We start from the raw sequence: 18,263 nt of genomic DNA, 5'->3' as shown, positions 1-18,263 counted from the left end.
AGCGCCCACGGCCCCCCGCCCGCCCGACCCGGGAGCGCCCGTAACCCCCCGCAGGCCCACCCCGGGAGCGCCCATGACCGCCGCCCGCTTCGAAGGGAAGCGCCCATGACCGCCGTACGGATCCTCCTCTGCGACGACCACGCCGTCGTACGCGCCGGGCTGCTCGCCCTCCTCGCCAGCGAACCCGACATCGAGGTCGTCGGCGAAGCGGGCAGCGGCGAGGAAGCCGTCGCCGCTGCCGCGAAGCTCCGGCCCGACGTCGTCCTCATGGACCTCCAGCTGGGCCCCGGCATCGACGGTGTGGAAGCCACCCGGCGGATCGCCGCACCCGGTGTCCACGTCCTGGTCCTCACCACGTACGACACCGACGCCGACATCACCCGGGCCATCGAGGCCGGCGCGACGGGCTACCTCCTCAAGGCCGAGCGGCCCGAAGAACTCTTCTCGGCGATCCACGCCGCCGCCCAGGGCCGCACCGCCCTCTCCGCCCCGGTCGCCGGCCGCGTCATGGACCGTATGCGCGGCACCGGCCGGCCGACGCTGACCGACCGCGAGCGGGACATCCTCGGCCAGCTCGCACGCGGCCTCGCCAATCGCGACATCGCCCGCGCGCTGTTCATCAGCGAAGCGACCGTGAAGACCCACCTGGGCCGTATCTACGCCAAGCTCGACGTGGACACCCGGGCCGGAGCGGTCGCCGTGGCCAAGGAGCAGCGCCTGCTGCCGTAAGCCGCCACACGGGCCGCGGCCCCACGGCGGCCGCCCACCCGCGGGGTCCACCGCGCCCGCCGGGCCGCCTCCCCCGGCCGCCCGGAACCGCGTACCCCATCACCGTGACACCATCGAGCCGTGCTCGACATCGGCTACTCCCTCTCCCGGCGCTTCCCGGACCCCCCGCAGACCGACTACCGCCGCGCGGACGTCCAGGCCCTGCGCCACGACCTCTTCAGCGGCGACGTCTACCTCGCCGACACCAAAGAGGACCGCGAGCTGTCCACAGCCTGGGGATGGGTGCCCGTACTCGACTTCGCCTGGGCCCTGTGCGACATCGTCGAGCGCATCGACCGCGACCCGCTCGGCAGCCGCGCCGCCAAACCCCAGCACGCCGAACTGGACTTCACCGAATCCGCCGACCGGATGCTCTTCCGGCGGCGCTTCGGCTGGGTCGACGTCGAGGCCGACTGGATGCCCCGCGACGAGCCTCCCCTCACCTTCGGCCACGGCGAGCTGCGCCGCGAAGCCCGCGACTTCCTCCACGACCTGATCGCCGACCTCGCCGACATGCACGAAGGCCTCGCGGACAACCCCGTGATCTGGGACCTCCAGGCGCGCTTCCCGCGCACCTGACCCTCCCGTCACCCCGGTCCCGCGCCGGGACCCGGCGCCGATGTCACACATCGGCCTCCCCGATCCGTCCCCTTCCCGAGAACGCCCCACGGGAAGGACAGCCATGCACGAGATCACCGTCATCGGTGGCGGCTTCGCCGGGCTCACCGCGGCCGTCGCCGCCGCCGAGTCCGGCGCCAAAGTGACCCTGTACGAGGCCCACCACACCCTCGGCGGCCGCGCCCGCACCGCCGAAGGCCCGTACCGGACCAACGACGGACCTCACGCCCTCTACCGCCGCGGCCCCCACTGGACCTGGCTCCAGCAGCGCGGCCTCCTCGGCCCGGTGGCCACCCCGCCGCTGCGCGAAAGTGCCCGGCTCCGCTTCCGCCGCGGCGGCGTCCTGCGCAGGACCCCGCCCCTCGCCCTGCTGCGACTGGCTCTGACCACACCCGAACAGGCCCCGGTGGACAGCGACTTCCTCACCTGGGCGAGCAGCCGGGTCGGCGAGGAGGGCGCCCGCGCCGCAGCCCACTGGATGGGCGTCGCCCTCTTCCACCACGACCCCGGATCGCTCTCCGCCGCCTTTGTCCAGGAGCGGCTGCGACGGTCCACCTCCCTGCCGCCCGAAGCCCACTACCCGCGCGGAGGCTGGGGCCGGCTCATCGAGCGCATGGCCGCCCGCGCCTGGGACCTCGGCGTACGCATCGAGACCACCTCCCGCGTCGACGCCCTCCCCGAACGCAGGGGCCCGGTGATCGTCGCGACCTCGCTCGACGCCGCCCGCCGCCTCCTCGGCGACAGCACCCTGGAGGGCCCGAGCGGCCGCACCGTCCTGATCGACCTCGCGCTGCGCGCCCGCAGAGGCGACCCGTTCGTCGTCTCCGACCTCGACGCCCCCGGCTGGCTGGAACGCTTCACCGCCTCGGACCGCTCCCTCGCCCCCGCCGGGCAGTCCCTCATCCAGGGCCAGCTGCCCATCGCCCCCGACCAGTCCAAGGCCGACGGCATCGCCCACGCCGAAACCCTCCTCGACCTCGGCTTCCCCGGCTGGCGCGAGCGGACCCAGTGGCGGCGCGAAGGGCTCGCAAGCGGCCGTACCGGCGCCGTCGACCTGCCCGGCACCACCTGGCGCGACCGTCCGGGAATCGACCGCGGCAACGGCATCTATCTGGCGGGCGACCAGGTCGCCGCACCCGGACTGCTCTCCGAGGTGTCGTTCAACAGCGGGCTCGAAGCCGCGTCGCTCGCACTCCTCGCCACCAAGCGCACCACCGATTCGCTTGACCTCAAGCGGACTTGAGGTCGGAGGGTGGGGCCACGAACGGATCCGGGCCCCCGCGGCCCGGGTCCGCACACGACCCGACCCGGCACGCGACACAGGGGAGCCCGCCATGCACGCCATCCGCCTCCACACCTTCGGACCGCCCGAGAACCTCCGCTACGAAGAGACCGAGGACCCCGTACCCGGCCCCGGCCAGGTCCGCATCGCCGTCGCCGCCGCCGGCGTACACCTCCTCGACGCCGCCCTGCGCGAAGGCTCCCTCGGCCCCCACCCCGCCGCCGCGGAACTCCCCGCCGTCCCCGGCCGCGAGGTCGCCGGCGTCGTCGACGCCCTCGGCGAGGGCGCCGACCCGAGCTGGCTCGGCAGACGCGTCGTCGCCCACCTCGGCCTGATCCAGGGGGCACCTCCCGGACGAAGCTCCGTGGGCGGCTACGCCGAACTCACCGTCACCGACACCCCCCGGCTCCACGAGATCCCCGACAGCCTCGACCCCGCCGAAGCCGTCGCCATGATCGGAACCGGACGCACCGCGCTCGGCATCCTCCAGTTCACCGACCTCGGCCCCGGCGACATCGTCGTCGTCCCCGCCGCCGCCGGCGGCATCGGCACCCTGCTCGTCCAGTACGCCAAGAACGCCGGCGCCCATGTCATCGGCCTCGCCGGCGGCCCCGCCAAGGTCACCCGCGTCACCGCCAATGGCGCCGACCTCGCCGTCGACTACACCCGGCCCGACTGGCCCGCCGTCGTCCGCGAACACCTCGGCGACCGCCGCGCCACCGTCGTCTACGACTCCGTCGGAGGCGACACCGCCCGCGCCGCCGTCGACCTCCTCGGCAAGGGCGGCCGCCACATCGTCTTCGGCTGGTCCAGCCAGGGCATCTCCGACGGCGGCCCGCTGACCTTCACCGACGAGGAACTCGCCGAACGCGGCATCACCTCCGAAGGAGTCCTCGGCCCCGTCATGCTGGAGAAGGCCGGCGGCGACATCCGCACCCTCGAAACCCGCGCACTGGCCGAAGCCGCCGCAGGACGACTCCGCCCCGCCGTGACCCGCTACCCGCTCGAGCTGGCAGCCGACGCCCACCGCGCACTGGAGACCCGCGGCACCGTCGGCAAGGTCGTCCTCGAACCCCGCCCGCGGCGCACCCCCGGCGCCAAGCCGTAGACCGCGCCCCCAACCCCCCTATGAACCAAGCGACTTGAGCGCCTCGCCGGTCAACCGGTACACCGTCCACTCGTCCTGCGGCCTCGCACCGAGTGCCTCGTAGAAGCTGATCGACGGGGCGTTCCAGTCCAGCACCGACCACTCGAAGCGCTCATAACCCCGCTCCCCACAGATCCGCGCCAGCTCCGTCAGCAACGCCTTCCCGTACCCGCCCCCACGCCGGTCCGGACGGACGAACAGATCCTCCAGATACAGCCCCTGCACCCCGGTCCACGTCGAGAAGTTGAGGAACCACAGCGCGAACCCCACCACCTCGCCCTCATCCGTCTCCGCGATGTGCGCATACGCCCCCGGGCGCTCGCCGAACAGCGCCGCGTGCAACTGCTCCGGCGTCGCCCGCGCCTCCTGCGGAGCCTTCTCGTACTCCGCCAGCTCACGGATCATGGCAAGGATCTCGGGCACATCAGCAGGTGTGGCTTCACGAATCATGTGATCAGCGTGCACGCCCGACCACGCGCCACGCCAGCCGATTCCCGCGCGCCCATCCGCCCCCGGCGCCAGTGCCCCTGCACGGCCCGCGCCCCCCGGGTGGGCAGCCCTCAACGCGCCAGCAGCGCCCGCGCGATGGACATCTGCGACTCCTGGAGCCCTTCCTCCCCGTCCTCCAGATCCCACAAGCTGTTCTGCAACACCCGCCCCAGCGTCCACGCCTTCGCGCGCTCCCGGTCCAGACCCAGCGCCTCCGTCAGCAGATCGAAACGCCACAGCGTCTCCGCCGGATCGAAACGGTTGTCGAGCGCCGGCATCAGATCGAACCCCGGATCCCCCGCCAGCGGCTTCGGGTCAATGGCAAGCCACGGCTCCCGCGCGCCCGCCATGACGTTGTCGTAATGCAGATCCCAGTGCAGCAGCCGGTCCCCCGGCTCACCCGCCACCTCCCGCACCGCCGCCGCACAGTCCGCCAGCAGCCGGCGCTCCCCCACGTCCCCCAGCAACCTCAGCGCGTCCGGCACATCCGCCAGCATCCGCTCAGCGACGTCCCCCAGCCGCCGCAACCCCGGCGGCGCCGCCACCGACGTCAACCGCACCAGCAGCCCCGCCAGCACGCGCACCGCCTCCCGCGCATCCTCGACGGCCGACAGATGCACCCACGAACCGGCCACGTCCCCCGCCCGCGCCGCACCCCCGAGCCGCTCCAGCAGCATCGTGCCCGTCACCGGATCATGGTCCAACAGCCGCACCGCCCCGGCCCCGTCCCACACACGCAACGCGACCGGCTCCCCCACGCTCTCCTCGTCGAGCGCCTGAAGCTTCAGCACAGCCCGCGAACCGTCCCGCCGCACCACCGGAAGCACCAGCGCGCACCAGCCGTGCATCGCAGCACCCGACCGCGTCAGCTCCCACCGCTCCAAAAACTCCGCCGCCCGCTCCGGCAGCGCCGCGATGAACTCCCGCCCGGCCTCACCGCCGTACTTGAACTGCGTCGCCGCAAGCTCCTCCGGAACCTCGATCATGCCGCGATCCTACGGACACCCCACCCGCCCCCACCCGGCAATTTCCCCGGCCCCAGGTCTCCCCCACACCGGCCGGCCGGTAGCCTCCCCGCACAACACAGGCACACTCGCCGGAGCAGGGACAACATGAGCACCAGCACCGTCAACGGCGGCATCTCGTTCTGGTACGCGCAGGAAGGCCTCCCCGTACCGAGGGAACCCCTGCCCGGCGACACCACCGCCGACATCTGCATCGTCGGCGGCGGCTACACCGGCCTGTGGACGGCCTACTACCTCAAGAAAGCCGTCCCCTTCCTCAACATCACCGTCCTCGAAGCCAAGTTCTGCGGCTACGGCGCCTCCGGACGCAACGGCGGATGGCTCTACAACGGCATCGCCGGCCGCGGCCGCTACGCCCGACTCCACGGCCACGACGCCGCCGTACGCCTCCAGCAGGCCATGAACGACACCGTCGACGAAGTCGTCCGCACCGCCGCCGAAGAGAACATCGACGCCGACATCCACCAGGGCGGCGTCCTCGAAGTCGCCTACACCCCCGCCCAGCTCGAACGCCTCAAGACGTTCCACGCCGTCGAGATCGCCTTCGGCGAAAAGGACCGCGCCCTCCTCGGCGCCCGCGAGACCGCCGACCGCGTCCGCGTCGCCGGAGCCGTCGCCTCCAGCTGGACACCCCACGGCGCCCGGCTCCACCCCGTCAAACTCGTCAAAGGCCTCGCCGACACCGTCGCGGCACTCGGCGTCACCATCCACGAGTCCACGCCCGTCACCGAGATCAGGCCAAAACACGCCGTCACGCCCTACGGCACCGTCCGCGCCCCCTACATCCTGCGCTGCACCGAAGGCTTCACCGCGGGCCTCAAGGGCCAGCGCCGCGCCTGGCTCCCGATGAACTCCTCCATGATCGCCACGGAGTCGCTCCCCCAGTCCGTCTGGGACACCATCGGCTGGGACGGCCGCGAAGCCCTCGGCGACATGGCCCACGCCTACATGTACGCCCAGCGCACCGCCGACAACCGCATCGCCCTCGGCGGTCGCGGCATCCCCTACCGCTACGGCTCCCGCACCGACAACGACGGCCGCACCCAGCCCGCCACCGTCCAGGCCCTGCGCGACATCCTCGTCCGCTTCTTCCCCACCACGGCGGGCGTCCGCATCGACCACGCCTGGTCGGGCGTCCTCGGCGTCCCCCGCGACTGGTGCGCCACCGTCACCCTGGACCGCTCCACCGGCCTCGGCTGGGCGGGCGGCTACGTCGGCTCGGGCGTCGCCACCACGAACCTCGCGGCGCGCACCCTGCGCGACCTGATCCAACAGGACTCGGGCCAGTCCGGCCCCACGGACCTCACGACGCTCCCCTGGGTCAACCACAAGGTCCGCAAATGGGAACCGGAGCCGCTGCGCTGGCTCGGAGTCCAGGCGATGTACGCGGCCTACCGCGGCGCGGACCGCCGCGAATCGACGGGCCGCACGACGGCGACGGACCGGGTGGCGACACTGGCGGACAGGGTGTCGGGGCGCGGCTAGAGCGGGGACGGGCGCCGGAAAGGCCCGGAACGTACCAGTGCCCCGGACCGATGCGGTCCGGGGCACTGGCGTGATCTGAGCCGCCTGTCGGAATCGAACCGACGACCGTTCCATTACAAGTGGAGAGCTCTTCCAACTGAGCTAAGGCGGCATCGTGCGCGCTCGAACACGCAACGAAGCGTGACCACTCTACACAGCGCTCGGACCCGTCCGCCAAGAAGATTCGACCTTCGTAACCACTCGCCCAACCGTTCGTTGAACGGACTGGTGTGCCGTTCTGAAGATCGGACCGGGGGTGGAGGCATGGGGGAATCACGGGAGAAGCCGGTGCGCCTCACCGGCGCGGAAGCCGAGTACGTGAAGCGCGAGGCATTGGGCATCGCAGGTCGTCGGAAGCACCACGACCGGCCGGCGACACCGTTGAAACAGCGGGTCACAGAACGCGGGACGCAGTCGCGCGTCTACCGCTTCCGGTTCTATCCGACAGCGGAGCAGGCCGGGCAACTCCAGCAGACGTTCGGTGCCTGCCGGTGGGTCTACAACGAGGGTCTCGCCCTCCGGTCGGAGGCCTGGGAGAAGCACCGGGTGTCGGTCGGCTTCGCGGAGACCTGCCGGGCGCTGACCGGGTGGCGCAGGGCCGCGGAGACGTCGTGGCTCCGCGAAGTCTCGTCCGCGGTATTGCAGCAGGCCCTGCGAAACCTTGAAGGCGCGTTCTCCCGCTTCTTCAAGAAGACCGCGAAGCACCCGAAGCGGAAGACGAAACACCGGTCCCGGGACTCGGCGACCTACGTCCGCACCGGTTTCCGGTGGGTCGAAGATCCCGATCAGCCGGGCATCGGCATGATCACGTTGGCGAAGCAGACGGCGCCTCTGAACGTCCGGTGGTCACGGCCACTGCCGAGTGGCCAGGTCCCGCTGAAACTGACGGTGACGCGGGACAGGGCAGGACGCTGGTTCCTGGCGGTGCTGGTCGAGGAACGGATCGAGCCGCTGCCGCCGGTGTCCCTGCCCAGCAGTGGCCAGCCGAAGGCCGTCGGGCTCGATCTGGGTCTCAAAGCCCTGGTGACGCTGGACGACGGAACAGAGGTCGCGCACCCTCGGCTGCTCGCGAAGCACGCCGCCGAACTGGCCCGCCTCCAGAGACAACTGCACCGTAAGAAGAAGGGGTCACGGAACCGGGAGAAGGCCAGGAAGAGGATCGCCAGGCTCTACGCTCTCATCAGCGATGTGCGCAGGGACATGATCGACCAGCTCACCACCCGCCTCGTGCGCGAGAACCAAGTGCTCGTGGTGGAGGACCTGCCGATCACCAACCTGCTGCGCCCTGCCGTCGGCACAGGCCGGAAGCGGAAGGCAAAGCTGAATCAGGCGATCACGGATGCCGCCTGGGGCGAACTGCTGCGCCAGCTGCGCTACAAGTGCGCTTGGTACGGCCGGACCCTCGTGATCGTCGACCGCTTCTTCCCCTCCACGCGACGATGTTCCTCGTGCCACACCAAGGGACCTCGTCTGGACGTGTCCGTACGGGAGTGGACCTGTGCGGACTGCGGTGCGGTGCATGGCCGTGACAAGAACGCGGCCGTGAATCTCCGGGACGAGGGGATGCGGCTGTACTGGCTGGTCGCCGCCGCCTTGCCCCCGGGGAGAGTGACACCACCGGTGATCAAGGCGTCGGAACTGCCTGAGATTCTCGTCACCTCGTAGAGACGAGCCGGCGATACGCGTCACGGACCGACGGGCTGTCGGCCGGAATGCCTGTGGAGCTCGCGTAAGACCGTCCTGAGGTGGCCTCGAAGGCTGCCCCCGGCCGGCACTGGGCTGTGAAGCAGGAAGCGCCGCTGGTGTGCGGCAGCAGGCCACAAGGCAACTGCTCTGCTCAGCCATCAGTCGTCGCGAGCCACAAGTACGTCGCTCTGCCCGGTTCTCCCCCGAAGCCGAATATTCCCTCCCCCTCCCCTACTGACAGAACACACATCGCCAGGTAGCGTCACGGCAAGTCCGCTCAACTGGACTACACCACTCCCTTACAACGGATCGTCCGGCACGTTCCTGCCGGTGAAGGAGCAGCCTCACCATGGCCACTGTCACGTTCGACAAGGCGACCCGGATCTACCCGGGTACCGAGAAGCCCGCCGTCGATCAGCTGGAGATCGAGACCCAGGACGGGGAGTTCCTCGTCCTCGTCGGTCCCTCCGGCTGCGGCAAGTCCACCTCCCTGCGCATGCTCGCCGGGCTCGAGGACGTCAACGCCGGGTCCATCCGGATCGGTGACCGCGACGTCACGCACCTGCCGCCCAAGGACCGGGACATCGCCATGGTGTTCCAGAACTACGCGCTGTACCCGCACATGACCGTCGCCGACAACATGGGCTTCGCGCTCAAGATCGCCGGCGTCAACAAGTCCACCATCCGCCAGAAGGTCGAGGAAGCCGCGAAGATCCTCGACCTCAGCGAGTACCTGGACCGCAAGCCGAAGGCGCTCTCGGGTGGTCAGCGGCAGCGTGTGGCGATGGGGCGGGCCATCGTGCGGGAGCCGCAGGTCTTCCTCATGGACGAGCCGCTGTCGAACCTCGACGCCAAGCTCCGTGTGTCGACGCGTACGCAGATCGCGAGCCTGCAGCGCCGTCTGGGGATCACGACCGTGTACGTCACGCACGACCAGGTCGAGGCCATGACGATGGGCGACCGGGTCGCGGTCCTCAAGGACGGTCTGCTCCAGCAGGTCGACTCGCCGCGCAACATGTACGACCGGCCGGCGAACCTCTTCGTCGCCGGCTTCATCGGCTCGCCGGCGATGAACCTCGTCGAGGTTCCGATCACCGACGGCGGCGTGAAGTTCGGCAACAGCGTCGTCCCGGTCTCGCGTGAGGCGCTGACCGCCGCCGCGGACCGCGGCGACACGACGGTCACCGTCGGTGTCCGCCCGGAGCACTTCGACGTCGTCGAGCACAACGGCGCCGCGGCGAAGTCGCTGTCGAAGGACACCGAGGACGCGCCCGCGGGTCTCGCGGTCTCCGTGAACGTCGTGGAGGAGCTGGGCGCCGACGGTTACGTCTACGGCTCGGCCCAGGTCGGCGGCGAGCACAAGGACCTCGTGGTCCGCGTCGGTGGCCGTGCCGTGCCGGAGAAGGGCGCGGAGCTGCACGTCGTGCCGCGTCCGGGTGAGATCCACGTCTTCGCGACCTCGTCGGGCGAGCGTCTGAGCAACTGACGCTCCGGCGTCGCGCGCAACTCGCCGAAACGGCCCCGCAGTTCTTGCGGGGCCGTTTTTGCGTGTCGACAAATAACCCAACACTTCGGGCATTTCACCATCACTCGTCAACACCTGATTCGAAAAGCTTCGTCGAACCATCCCCCGGGCGAGTGACTAAATGTCGCCAAATCATCACTGACCGCTACGCTCGCTCGCGTGACCCACACAGCACGCCGAATCGGCCGCACTCTCGCTCTCGTTCTGCCCGTCGTCCTGGTGCTCTCCGGAACCCTCGCGGTCACCAGCGTGCCGTGGGCCGGGCATTCCGGCGAGTCGCAGATGCTCACCGCCTCTTCCCAGAACGTCTCCGTCCGCGCCACGTCACGCGCGCCGCAGGATGTTCTCCGTGACCGGCTCCTCGCCGAGCTCCAGGAGAAGGACCCCAGCGTCGCCCTGACCCATCTCCAGCGTGAGGTGGAGGAGCGTCCGTCCCTCGCCAAGCACTGCATGTCGATCGCGAAGGCTCTCGGCCGCGCGGCCGTGGACCGGTTCGGGCCGACTCGCGCGCAGACGTACTCGCAGCCCGTCTGCGACACCTCCTTCGCCACCGGCGTCGCCCAGCAGACGCAGGGGAGCTGACCGGCCGGCCGCGGCCCACGCCGCTTGTCCTCACCTGCGCCGCATATCGTTCACGGCATGCAAACGCCTACGTATCCGACGCAGGCCGTGGTCCTGGCCGGCGGCCAGGGCTCGCGGCTGCGCCCGTACACCGACGACCGCCCCAAGCCGATGGTCGAGATCCCGGGCACCGGGACCCCGATCATCGGCCATCAGCTTGCCTGGCTGGCCTCGGAGGGCGTGACGGACGCCGTCGTCTCCTGCGGTCATCTCGCCGAGGTTCTCCAGGAGTGGCTGGAGGGCGCGGACCTGCCGCTGCGGGTGACGACGGTCGTCGAGAGCGAACCCCTGGGCCGCGGCGGCGGTCTGAAGTACGCCGCCGGGCATCTCCCGGCCCCCGACGAGCCCTGGTACGCGACGAACGGTGACATCTGGACCCGTTTCTCGCTGCGGGACATGGCGGCCTTCCACACCGAGCGTGACGCCTTCGCGACGCTCGCGCTGGCCCGTCCCCGGATCCCGTGGGGCGCGGTCGAGACCGACGCGTTCGGTCACATCACCGACTTCATCGAGTCGCCGCCGTCGCCGTATCTGATCAACGCCGGTGTGTACGTGTTCTCCTCGGCCTTCACGGAGCTTCTGCCGGATCGGGGCGACCATGAGCGGACCACGTTCCCGGGGCTGGCGCGGGAGAGGCGTCTGGCCGGGTTCCCGCTGCCGAACGGCGCGTACTGGCGGGCGATCGACACGGCGAAGGATCTGACGGAAGCGGCCAAGGAGCTTGCCGCGCAGGCCCGCTGAGGCGCCGCGTTCCCCGAACCCCCGAACAACCCCCCGGCCGGCGTCCGCAGGCCCCGTACGGGCCCGTGCAGCGCCGCACGGAGCCCGGTGGGCCTCGCGGAGCCCCGCCGGACCCCGCGAGGGGGCCCGGACATGACGAAGAGGCGGCCACCGGACTCCCGGTGGCCGCCTCTTCGTCGTGGTGCGTCGTGGTGCGTCGTGCTGGGTCGTGGGGTCAGCCGAGCAGGCCGCCGATCACGCGCCCGCCGCTCGAACCGCCACCGGATCCGCCCGACGAGCCTCCGGAGTTCCCGCCGGAGGAGGAGCCGCCGCCGTCACCACCGCCGCCGGAGCCGTCACCACCGCCGCCGCTGGAGCTGGGGCCCGAGCTGCCCGCCGGGGGTTCCTCGGCCGGCTCGGAGCGGCCGGGCTGTTCCTGGCTGCTTCCCTGTGTCTCGCTGGGGCGTTCGGCGACGCGTCCGCTCTCGCGCACGGCCTCCTGCGAGGGCGTCGACTTCTCCTGCTCGGGGGTCTCGGCGCGGCTCGCGGACGGGGTGGGCCTGTCGGCGTCACCGGACGGGCCGGAGGAGCTGCGTCCGGTGGTCGGCTCCTGCTCCAGCGGGGAGCCGGGGCGGTGGTTGGTCGGGTCCTGGTTGGGCCCGGGGACGGTGACCATGTCGGTGGAGCGGACGGCTCCGCCGAGTACGGAGCCGATGAGCAGGGTGAGGCCGACGACGACGGAGGCGACGATCGCTCCGCGGCGCAGCACACGCTGCCGCAGTTCCCACAGTTCGGAGCGGGGGCCGAGTTTGCGCCAGGCCTCGCCCGCGAGGCGTCCGTCGATGGAGTACACGGGGGCGCCCGCGATGATCAGCGGGGACCAGGCGGCGAGGTAGATGATGTCCGGCGCGTCGTAGGCGGGGACGGTCTTCCAGCTGACGGTGAGGATCAGTGCGGCCGACAGGAGGACGCCGATCACCGCGGCGACGCGCTGCCAGAGGCCGAGCACGGTGAGGACGCCGACGACGACCTGGAGGAAGGCGACGGTGAGGCCCGCGCCGACGGGGTGGGAGAGGGCGAAGTCCCGCAGGGGTTCGGCAAGGGCCCACGGGTGGAGGGAGTTGAGCCACTTCACCATGGAGCCGCGTTCGCCGCCGTCGAAGTAGACGGGGTCGCACAGTTTGCCCATGCCGGCGTAGATGGAGATGAAGCCGAGGAACACGCGCAGCGGCAGCAGCACCACTCCGAGGTTCATCCGGCGGCCGGGGTAGTAGGCGTGCCGGACGGTGTCGGCGCCGTGGCGCTGCGGGCGGTCGTCGTCACCGTGCTCGCTCAGGTCGAACTCGTCGTCCTCGTACGGCTCCTGGCCGTGGGAGTGGTACGAGTCGTAGGCGCCGACGGCCTGCCGCATGGGCGGCAGGAGGGGCCGGTCGCCGCCGCCGGGGGCGGGGACGACGGGGGTCGGCTCGGTGTCCTCGGCGAGGTCGAGGCGCGGGATGGTCTGCGTGGCGCCGGTGTCGTAGCGGTCGCTGTCGTAGCGGTCGCTGTCGTAGGCGTCGCGCCCGGCGGTGGTGTTGCGTACGGCCTGGAGCAGGCCGGTGGCGCCGGCGTCCCCGGGCGCCGACTTTCCGCTCCAGACGACGGGCGCCCGCCTGCGCACCACCCGGCCGGCCGCGCCGACGACGGGAATGAGGGCGGTCTGCGCGAGGGCACGTGCGGGGCGCGGGCTCTGGGCGAGCTGCACCCGGAAGCTGGCGTGGTTCACGATGACCTGCGCGGGATCGCAGTCAACCTTGACCATGCTCAGCGCAGGCTGATCATCGAACCCGGGCCGGGGCGTTCTGGTGTCCACACTCATCTAACCGAGTGATGTGGACTTAGGACACTGCCGTGACGGGCCCTATCTGTCCGAGACCCGTCAAGGCTGGTGAATTGGCCGGTTAACGCGTCGGAAGCGCGGAAATGCGGTGTCAGGCGCGGCGCTTGGCGGCCTCGTAGAGGACGACACCGGCGGCCACACCGGCGTTGAGCGATTCGGCGCCGCCGGGCATCGGGATGCGGACGAGGAAGTCGCAGGTCTCGCCGACGAGCCGGGACAGGCCCTTGCCCTCACTGCCGACGACGATGACGAGCGGGCCGCCGAGTTCCGTGAGGTCGCCGACCTCGTGGTCGCCGTCGGCGGCGAGGCCGACGACGGTGAGTCCGGCCTTCTGGTACGACTCCAGAGCGCGGGTGAGGTTGGTGGCGCGCGCGACGGGGGTGCGGGCCGCGGTGCCGGCGGAGGTCTTCCAGGCACCGGCGGTCATGCCGGCGGCGCGACGCTCGGGGACGACGACGCCGTGGCCGCCGAAGGCGGCGACGGAGCGGACGACGGCGCCGAGGTTGCGCGGGTCGGTGACGCCGTCGAGAGCGACGATGAGCGGGTCCTCGCCGTCGTCGAAGGCGGCGGCCGCGAGGTCCTCGGGGTGCGCGTACTCGTAGGGCGGGACCTGGAGGACGAGGCCCTGGTGGTTGAGCCCGTTGGTCATGCGGTCGAGCTCGGGCCGCGGGGCTTCCATGATGTTGATGTTGCCGCGGCCGGTGGCGAGCTGGAGAGCCTCGCGTACGCGCTCGTCGTTGTCGATGAACTGCTGGACGTAGAGCGTGGAGGCGGGGACGCCGTCGCGCAGGGCCTCGAAGACGGGGTTGCGGCCGACGACCATCTCGGAGGTGCCCTTGCCGCCGCGGCGGGCGACGGGGCGCCGGCCGACGGCCTTCTTGGCCTGGGCGGTGGCGATGCGGTTCTTCTTGTGGCCCTTGCGGGCGGACGCGGGCGGGGTGGGGCCCTTGCCTTCGAGGCCGCGGCGTCGCTGGCCACCGCTGCCGACCTGCGCGCCCTTCTTGTTGGACGTGCGGCGGTTCCTGCGCTGGCTGTTCCCGGCCATGACTACCTGTTTCCCTGTTTCTTCAAGTCTGCGTGCGTGCGTATGTAAGAAAGTGTGCCGCCCGGCGGGCCGGGCGGCACATCTGCATGGGTGCTCAGCGGGGGCCGAGGGTCCACCGTGGCCCGTCGGGACCGTCTTCGATGACGAGTCCGGACTGGGTGAGCTGGTCGCGGATGGCGTCGGCGGTGCCCCAGTCCTTGCGGGCCCGGGCCGCTTCGCGCTGCTGGAGCACGAGGCGTACGAGGGTGTCGACGGCGCCGTGGAGGTCTTCGCCGCGGTCGGTCTCGCCGGCCCAGTGCTGGTCGAGCGGGTCCAGGCCGAGGACGCCGAGCATGGCGCGGACCTCGGCGAGGCGCGCGACGGCGGCTTCCTTGTCGTCGGCCGCCAGTGCGGAGTTCCCCTGGCGGACCGTGGTGTGGACGATGGCGAGGGCCTGGGGCACGCCCAGGTCGTCGTCCATGGCTTCGGCGAACGCGGGCGGCACCTCGTCCGCGGCGGGGACGGCTTCCCCGGCCTTCTCGGTGACGCGCTGGATGAAGCCCTCGATGCGGGCGAAGGCGGACTCGGCCTCGCGCAGCGCTTCCTCGCTGTACTCGATCATGGACCGGTAGTGCGGGGTGCCGAGGTAGTAGCGCAGGACGATGGGGCGCCAGTTCTTGACCATCTCGGAGACGAGCACCGAGTTGCCGAGCGACTTGGACATCTTCTCGCCGCTCATGGTGACCCAGGCGTTGTGCACCCAGTACCTGGCGAACTCGTCCCCGTAGGCCTTGGCCTGCGCGATCTCGTTCTCGTGGTGCGGGAAGATCAGGTCGAGTCCGCCGCCGTGGATGTCGAAGGCGGTGCCCAGGTACTTGTGCGCCATGGCGGAGCACTCGAGGTGCCAGCCGGGACGGCCGCGGCCCCACGGGGTCTCCCAGCTGGGCTCGCCGGGCCTGGCGGACTTCCACATGGCGAAATCGCGGGGGTCGCGCTTGCCGGTCTCGCCGTCGCCGGAGGGCTGGCGCAGGTCGTCGAGGTCCTGGTTGGACAGTTCGAGATAGCCGGGGAAGGACTTCACGTCGAAGTAGACGTTGCCCTCGGCCTCGTAGGCGTGGCCGCGCTCGATGAGGCCGCGCATCATCTCGACCATCTCGGTGATGTGGCCGGTGGCGCGCGGCTCGTAGGTGGGCGGCAGGCAGCCGAGGGCGGTGTAGCCGTCGTTGAAGGCGCGCTCGTTCTCGTAACCGATGGACCACCAGGGGCGGTTCTGCTCGGACGACTTGGTGATGATCTTGTCGTCGATGTCGGTCACGTTGCGGATGAAGGTCACGTCGTAGCCGCGGTACTCGAACCAGCGGCGCATGATGTCGAAGTTCAGTCCCGACCTGATGTGCCCGATGTGCGGGGCGGCCTGCACGGTCGCGCCACAGAGGTAGATCGAGACACAGCCCGGCGTGAGCGGGGAGAAGTCACGGATCTGCCGGGCGCTGGTGTCGTACAGGCGAATGGTCACGCAACAAGGGTAGTGGGCCCACGGCAGTGCCCCGCGACCCTTTCGGGCCGCGGGGACAAGTTCGTGACGTTTGTACGACGTGTTGTACGACGCCTTGCCGGGGCCCTGTCCGACGTCGTGTCGGAGCGGGCCGCGGCCGGGTCGTTCACCCGTTCCGGCGACGTCCGGGGATGCGGGCGGGCCCGAGGGTGGTGAGGCTCACGGCGACGCGGGCGCCGGGGCCCGGTAGACCAGCGCCGTGGCGATGGCGGCGAGGCCCTCGGCCCGGCCGGTGAGCCCGAGGCCGTCGGTGGTCGTGCCGGAGACGGAGACCGGGGCGCCGACCGCCGCTCCGAGCGCCTTCTGGGCCTCGTCCCGGCGCTTGCCGATCTTGGGCCGTACGCCGATGACCTGGATGGCGACGTTCCCGATCTCGAATCCTTCGGCGCGCACGATCCGGGCCGCCTCGGTGAGGAGGGTGACGCCCGAGGCGCCGGACCACTCGGGCCGTGAGGTGCCGAAGTGGGCGCCGAGGTCGCCGACACCGGCGGCGGAGAAGAGCGCGTCGCAGGCGGCGTGGGCGGCGACGTCGCCGTCGGAGTGTCCGGCGAGGCCATGACCGCCGTCGGGGCCGTCCCACAGCAGGCCGGCGCACCACAGCTCGCGGCCCTCTTCGAAGGCGTGGACGTCGGTGCCGATGCCGATCTGCGGCACGGGCGGGTGGCTAGAAGCCGTCATTGGCCCTCCTGCGGGCGAGTACGGCCTCGGCGAGGACGAGGTCCAGGGGGCGGGTCACCTTGAAGGCCTCTTCGTGTCCGGGGACGACGACGACCGGGCCGCCGAGCCGCTCGACCATCCCGGCACAGTCGGTGGCGCCCTCGCCGTCCGGCCGGACGATGTGGTGGGCGCGCACGAGGGTGTCCCGGTCGAAGCCCTGGGGGGTCTGCACGGCGCGCAGCCGGGCCCGCTCGGGGGTGGCGACGACCGGTTCGGGTTCGCCCTTCTCGGCGGGTTCGACTTCCTTGACGGTGTCGGCGAGCGGGAGGGCGGGCACGACGGCCTGCGCTCCGTCGCGTACGGCTTCGATGACGCCGTCGACGGTGTCGACGGGTACGAGGGGTCGCGCCGCGTCGTGGACGAGGACGATGCCGATGTCCTCGGGCAGGGCGTCGAGGCCGAGCCGTACGGAGTCCTGGCGGGTGTCGCCGCCTGCGACGACGAGGACCTCGGTGCGGTCGGACATGGCGTGTTCGGCGAGGACGTTCTTCACGCCGGCGACGTCGTCGGGCGGAGCGACGACCACGACGAGGGACACGGCGCGGGAGGCGGCCATGGCCCGTACGGCGTGGACGAGCATGGGTGTGCCGCTCAGCGTGCGGAGCGCCTTGGGAGCGCCGGGGCCGAGCCGTACGCCCTTGCCGGCGGCCGGGATCACCGCTGCGGTACGGGACGGACGCGTTTGGTCAGACATCGGTTGCACTCCGGCAGGTTTGTTTCCTCGGCCGACATGGGTATGGCCTGGGGGTACCCCCGACCGTAGGTTGGGGGAGTGCCGGGCGCGACGCCTTGACCGAACCCTTCCGTGACCATCGGTCTGCGCCAGCCGCCCGGGCCCGGCACACCACAGGGTGGGGTACCGCTGTGAACGCGAGACGAACATGCCGCAGCGCCCGGCGACAGAACTGTAGTCACAGCTTGTCAGCGGGCACCGCGGCACTATGTGGATAGCAGCTTTTGCATCCGGCGCAGCTGCGTCAGGACGCGAGGACCTCGTCGAGCAGAGCCTCGGCCTTGTCTTCGTTGGTGTTCTCCGCAAGCGCGAGCTCGCTCACCAGGATCTGGCGAGCCTTGGCGAGCATCCGCTTCTCACCTGCGGAAAGACCACGCTCACGCTCACGACGCCACAGGTCGCGCACTACTTCGGCGACCTTGATGACATCGCCGGAGGCGAGCTTCTCGAGATTTGCCTTGTAGCGACGGGACCAGTTCGTCGGCTCTTCGGCGTACGGCGCGCGCAGCACCTCGAAGACCCGGTCCAGCCCGTCCTGCCCGACCACATCGCGTACCCCGACGAACTCCGCATTGTCCGCCGGCACGCGCACCGTCAGGTCGCCCTGAGCGACCTTGAGCACCAAGTAGGTCTTGTCCACGCCTTTGATCTGGCGAGTTTCGATGGCCTCGATCAGCGCGGCCCCGTGATGGGGATAGACCACGGTGTCGCCAACCTTGAACGTCATGTGACAGGTACCCCTTCCGTGGCTATCCAGGGTAACACGGATACGGCTTCTTCTGAATGGCGTTTTCGCAGGTCAGGGCATATCTCGGGGCTTGACAACTGCAACGTGGACGTGCTGCGGGCGGTCTGCGGAACGAGGTATTCGCAGGTCGGAGCCGCTGCACAGGCGGACAGAAACGCACACGTCACACACCGCGCAGAGCCCCCGCGCATGGATGAACGTC

17 protein-coding genes and 1 tRNA gene are annotated in these 18,263 nt (G+C 70.9%); 9 read left to right on the top strand and 9 right to left on the bottom strand.

All coding sequences use genetic code 11. The features are described from left to right. The first annotated feature begins 105 nt into the window (after positions 1 to 105). The 4 genes from RPQ07_RS20375 (at position 106) to RPQ07_RS20360 (ending at position 3,776) form a co-directional block, all read left to right on the top strand. Complete coding sequence (locus RPQ07_RS20375) at positions 106 to 729, top strand: response regulator transcription factor (RefSeq protein WP_313945598.1); 624 nt, start codon at positions 106 to 108, stop codon at positions 727 to 729. Positions 730 to 849: 120 nt separating this feature from the next. Further along, positions 850 to 1,347: a hypothetical protein gene (locus tag RPQ07_RS20370; RefSeq protein WP_313945597.1), complete on the top strand. Its 498-nt coding sequence runs from the start codon at positions 850 to 852 to the stop codon at positions 1,345 to 1,347. A gap of 103 nt (positions 1,348 to 1,450) precedes the next feature. Beyond that, positions 1,451 to 2,629: an FAD-dependent oxidoreductase gene (locus RPQ07_RS20365; RefSeq protein WP_313945596.1), complete on the top strand. Its 1,179-nt coding sequence runs from the start codon at positions 1,451 to 1,453 to the stop codon at positions 2,627 to 2,629. A 91-nt stretch (positions 2,630 to 2,720) separates the two neighbouring features. Next, positions 2,721 to 3,776, top strand: coding sequence for a zinc-binding dehydrogenase (locus tag RPQ07_RS20360; protein ID WP_313945595.1), 1,056 nt, complete (start codon positions 2,721 to 2,723; stop codon positions 3,774 to 3,776). A gap of 18 nt (positions 3,777 to 3,794) precedes the next feature. Here the strand turns inward: RPQ07_RS20360 and RPQ07_RS20355 are convergent, their stop codons facing one another. Together RPQ07_RS20355 and RPQ07_RS20350 are read right to left on the bottom strand one after the other, a co-directional pair. After that, complete coding sequence (locus RPQ07_RS20355) at positions 3,795 to 4,265, bottom strand: GNAT family N-acetyltransferase (protein WP_313945594.1); 471 nt, start codon at positions 4,263 to 4,265, stop codon at positions 3,795 to 3,797. Positions 4,266 to 4,375: 110 nt separating this feature from the next. Beyond that, positions 4,376 to 5,290: an aminoglycoside phosphotransferase family protein gene (locus tag RPQ07_RS20350; RefSeq protein WP_313945593.1), complete on the bottom strand. Its 915-nt coding sequence runs from the start codon at positions 5,288 to 5,290 to the stop codon at positions 4,376 to 4,378. Between the two features lie 126 nt (positions 5,291 to 5,416). Here RPQ07_RS20350 and RPQ07_RS20345 point away from each other — a divergent pair, with 126 nt between their 5' ends. After that, positions 5,417 to 6,814, top strand: coding sequence for an FAD-dependent oxidoreductase (locus RPQ07_RS20345; RefSeq protein ID WP_313945592.1), 1,398 nt, complete (start codon positions 5,417 to 5,419; stop codon positions 6,812 to 6,814). A 78-nt stretch (positions 6,815 to 6,892) separates the two neighbouring features. Here RPQ07_RS20345 and RPQ07_RS20340 read toward each other — a convergent pair. Next, positions 6,893 to 6,965 (bottom strand) — tRNA-Thr (locus RPQ07_RS20340). 152 nt (positions 6,966 to 7,117) lie between these two features. On the opposite strand from RPQ07_RS20340, the gene RPQ07_RS20335 reads away from it, so the two are divergent. From RPQ07_RS20335 to RPQ07_RS20320, 4 genes are all read left to right on the top strand, one after another. Then, a complete protein-coding gene (locus RPQ07_RS20335; protein WP_313945591.1) occupies positions 7,118 to 8,518 on the top strand; it encodes a transposase in 1,401 nt (466 codons plus the stop codon). Between the two features lie 370 nt (positions 8,519 to 8,888). After that, positions 8,889 to 10,025 (top strand): sn-glycerol-3-phosphate ABC transporter ATP-binding protein UgpC, encoded by a 1,137-nt coding sequence (locus tag RPQ07_RS20330; RefSeq protein ID WP_313945590.1) that lies wholly within the window; start codon positions 8,889 to 8,891, stop codon positions 10,023 to 10,025. A gap of 198 nt (positions 10,026 to 10,223) precedes the next feature. Further along, positions 10,224 to 10,646, top strand: coding sequence for a hypothetical protein (locus RPQ07_RS20325; protein ID WP_313945589.1), 423 nt, complete (start codon positions 10,224 to 10,226; stop codon positions 10,644 to 10,646). Positions 10,647 to 10,703: 57 nt separating this feature from the next. Then, complete coding sequence (locus RPQ07_RS20320; RefSeq protein WP_313945588.1) at positions 10,704 to 11,426, top strand: nucleotidyltransferase family protein; 723 nt, start codon at positions 10,704 to 10,706, stop codon at positions 11,424 to 11,426. A gap of 214 nt (positions 11,427 to 11,640) precedes the next feature. Here the strand turns inward: RPQ07_RS20320 and RPQ07_RS20315 are convergent, their stop codons facing one another. From RPQ07_RS20315 to RPQ07_RS20290, 6 genes are all read right to left on the bottom strand, one after another. Continuing rightward, on the bottom strand, positions 11,641 to 13,206 hold the full coding sequence (locus tag RPQ07_RS20315) for a DoxX family membrane protein (RefSeq protein ID WP_313945587.1): 1,566 nt from the start codon (positions 13,204 to 13,206) through the stop codon (positions 11,641 to 11,643). A gap of 169 nt (positions 13,207 to 13,375) precedes the next feature. Continuing rightward, positions 13,376 to 14,329, bottom strand: coding sequence for a 23S rRNA (guanosine(2251)-2'-O)-methyltransferase RlmB (gene rlmB, locus RPQ07_RS20310; RefSeq protein WP_313945586.1), 954 nt, complete (start codon positions 14,327 to 14,329; stop codon positions 13,376 to 13,378). Between the two features lie 94 nt (positions 14,330 to 14,423). Beyond that, positions 14,424 to 15,824 carry a cysteine--tRNA ligase gene (gene cysS, locus RPQ07_RS20305; protein WP_313945585.1) on the bottom strand — a complete coding sequence of 467 codons (1,401 nt, stop codon included), beginning with the start codon at positions 15,822 to 15,824 and terminating at the stop codon, positions 14,424 to 14,426. 198 nt (positions 15,825 to 16,022) lie between these two features. Continuing rightward, complete coding sequence (gene ispF, locus RPQ07_RS20300) at positions 16,023 to 16,541, bottom strand: 2-C-methyl-D-erythritol 2,4-cyclodiphosphate synthase (protein ID WP_313945584.1); 519 nt, start codon at positions 16,539 to 16,541, stop codon at positions 16,023 to 16,025. Continuing rightward, positions 16,528 to 17,274 carry a 2-C-methyl-D-erythritol 4-phosphate cytidylyltransferase gene (gene ispD, locus RPQ07_RS20295; RefSeq protein WP_313945583.1) on the bottom strand — a complete coding sequence of 249 codons (747 nt, stop codon included), beginning with the start codon at positions 17,272 to 17,274 and terminating at the stop codon, positions 16,528 to 16,530. The genes ispF and ispD overlap by 14 nt, the downstream gene beginning before the upstream one ends. Before the next feature lie 283 nt (positions 17,275 to 17,557). Next, entirely contained in the window at positions 17,558 to 18,040 is a 483-nt protein-coding gene (locus tag RPQ07_RS20290; RefSeq protein ID WP_003953493.1) for a CarD family transcriptional regulator, read from the bottom strand. Between the last annotated feature and the right edge of the window lie 223 nt (positions 18,041 to 18,263).

The sequence above is a fragment of the Streptomyces sp. AM8-1-1 genome (genome assembly GCF_032229325.1).
Lineage (GTDB): Bacteria > Actinomycetota > Actinomycetes > Streptomycetales > Streptomycetaceae > Streptomyces > Streptomyces achmelvichensis.
This window is presented reverse-complemented; position numbering and strand designations above follow the sequence as displayed.

Bases quoted from the DNA above. Each gene is read 5' to 3' on its own strand.
- RPQ07_RS20375 (WP_313945598.1), top strand. From the start codon at position 106: ATGACCGCCGTACGGATCCTCCTCTGCGACGACCACGCCGTCGTACGC.
- RPQ07_RS20365 (WP_313945596.1), top strand. From the start codon at position 1,451: ATGCACGAGATCACCGTCATCGGTGGCGGCTTCGCCGGGCTCACCGCG.
- RPQ07_RS20360 (WP_313945595.1), top strand. From the start codon at position 2,721: ATGCACGCCATCCGCCTCCACACCTTCGGACCGCCCGAGAACCTCCGC.
- RPQ07_RS20355 (WP_313945594.1), bottom strand. From the start codon at position 4,265: ATGATTCGTGAAGCCACACCTGCTGATGTGCCCGAGATCCTTGCCATG.
- RPQ07_RS20350 (WP_313945593.1), bottom strand. From the start codon at position 5,290: ATGATCGAGGTTCCGGAGGAGCTTGCGGCGACGCAGTTCAAGTACGGC.
- RPQ07_RS20345 (WP_313945592.1), top strand. From the start codon at position 5,417: ATGAGCACCAGCACCGTCAACGGCGGCATCTCGTTCTGGTACGCGCAG.
- RPQ07_RS20335 (WP_313945591.1), top strand. From the start codon at position 7,118: ATGGGGGAATCACGGGAGAAGCCGGTGCGCCTCACCGGCGCGGAAGCC.
- RPQ07_RS20330 (WP_313945590.1), top strand. From the start codon at position 8,889: ATGGCCACTGTCACGTTCGACAAGGCGACCCGGATCTACCCGGGTACC.
- RPQ07_RS20320 (WP_313945588.1), top strand. From the start codon at position 10,704: ATGCAAACGCCTACGTATCCGACGCAGGCCGTGGTCCTGGCCGGCGGC.
- RPQ07_RS20315 (WP_313945587.1), bottom strand. From the start codon at position 13,206: ATGGTCAAGGTTGACTGCGATCCCGCGCAGGTCATCGTGAACCACGCC.
- rlmB (WP_313945586.1), bottom strand. From the start codon at position 14,329: ATGGCCGGGAACAGCCAGCGCAGGAACCGCCGCACGTCCAACAAGAAG.
- ispF (WP_313945584.1), bottom strand. From the start codon at position 16,541: ATGACGGCTTCTAGCCACCCGCCCGTGCCGCAGATCGGCATCGGCACC.
- ispD (WP_313945583.1), bottom strand. From the start codon at position 17,274: ATGTCTGACCAAACGCGTCCGTCCCGTACCGCAGCGGTGATCCCGGCC.
- RPQ07_RS20290 (WP_003953493.1), bottom strand. From the start codon at position 18,040: ATGACGTTCAAGGTTGGCGACACCGTGGTCTATCCCCATCACGGGGCC.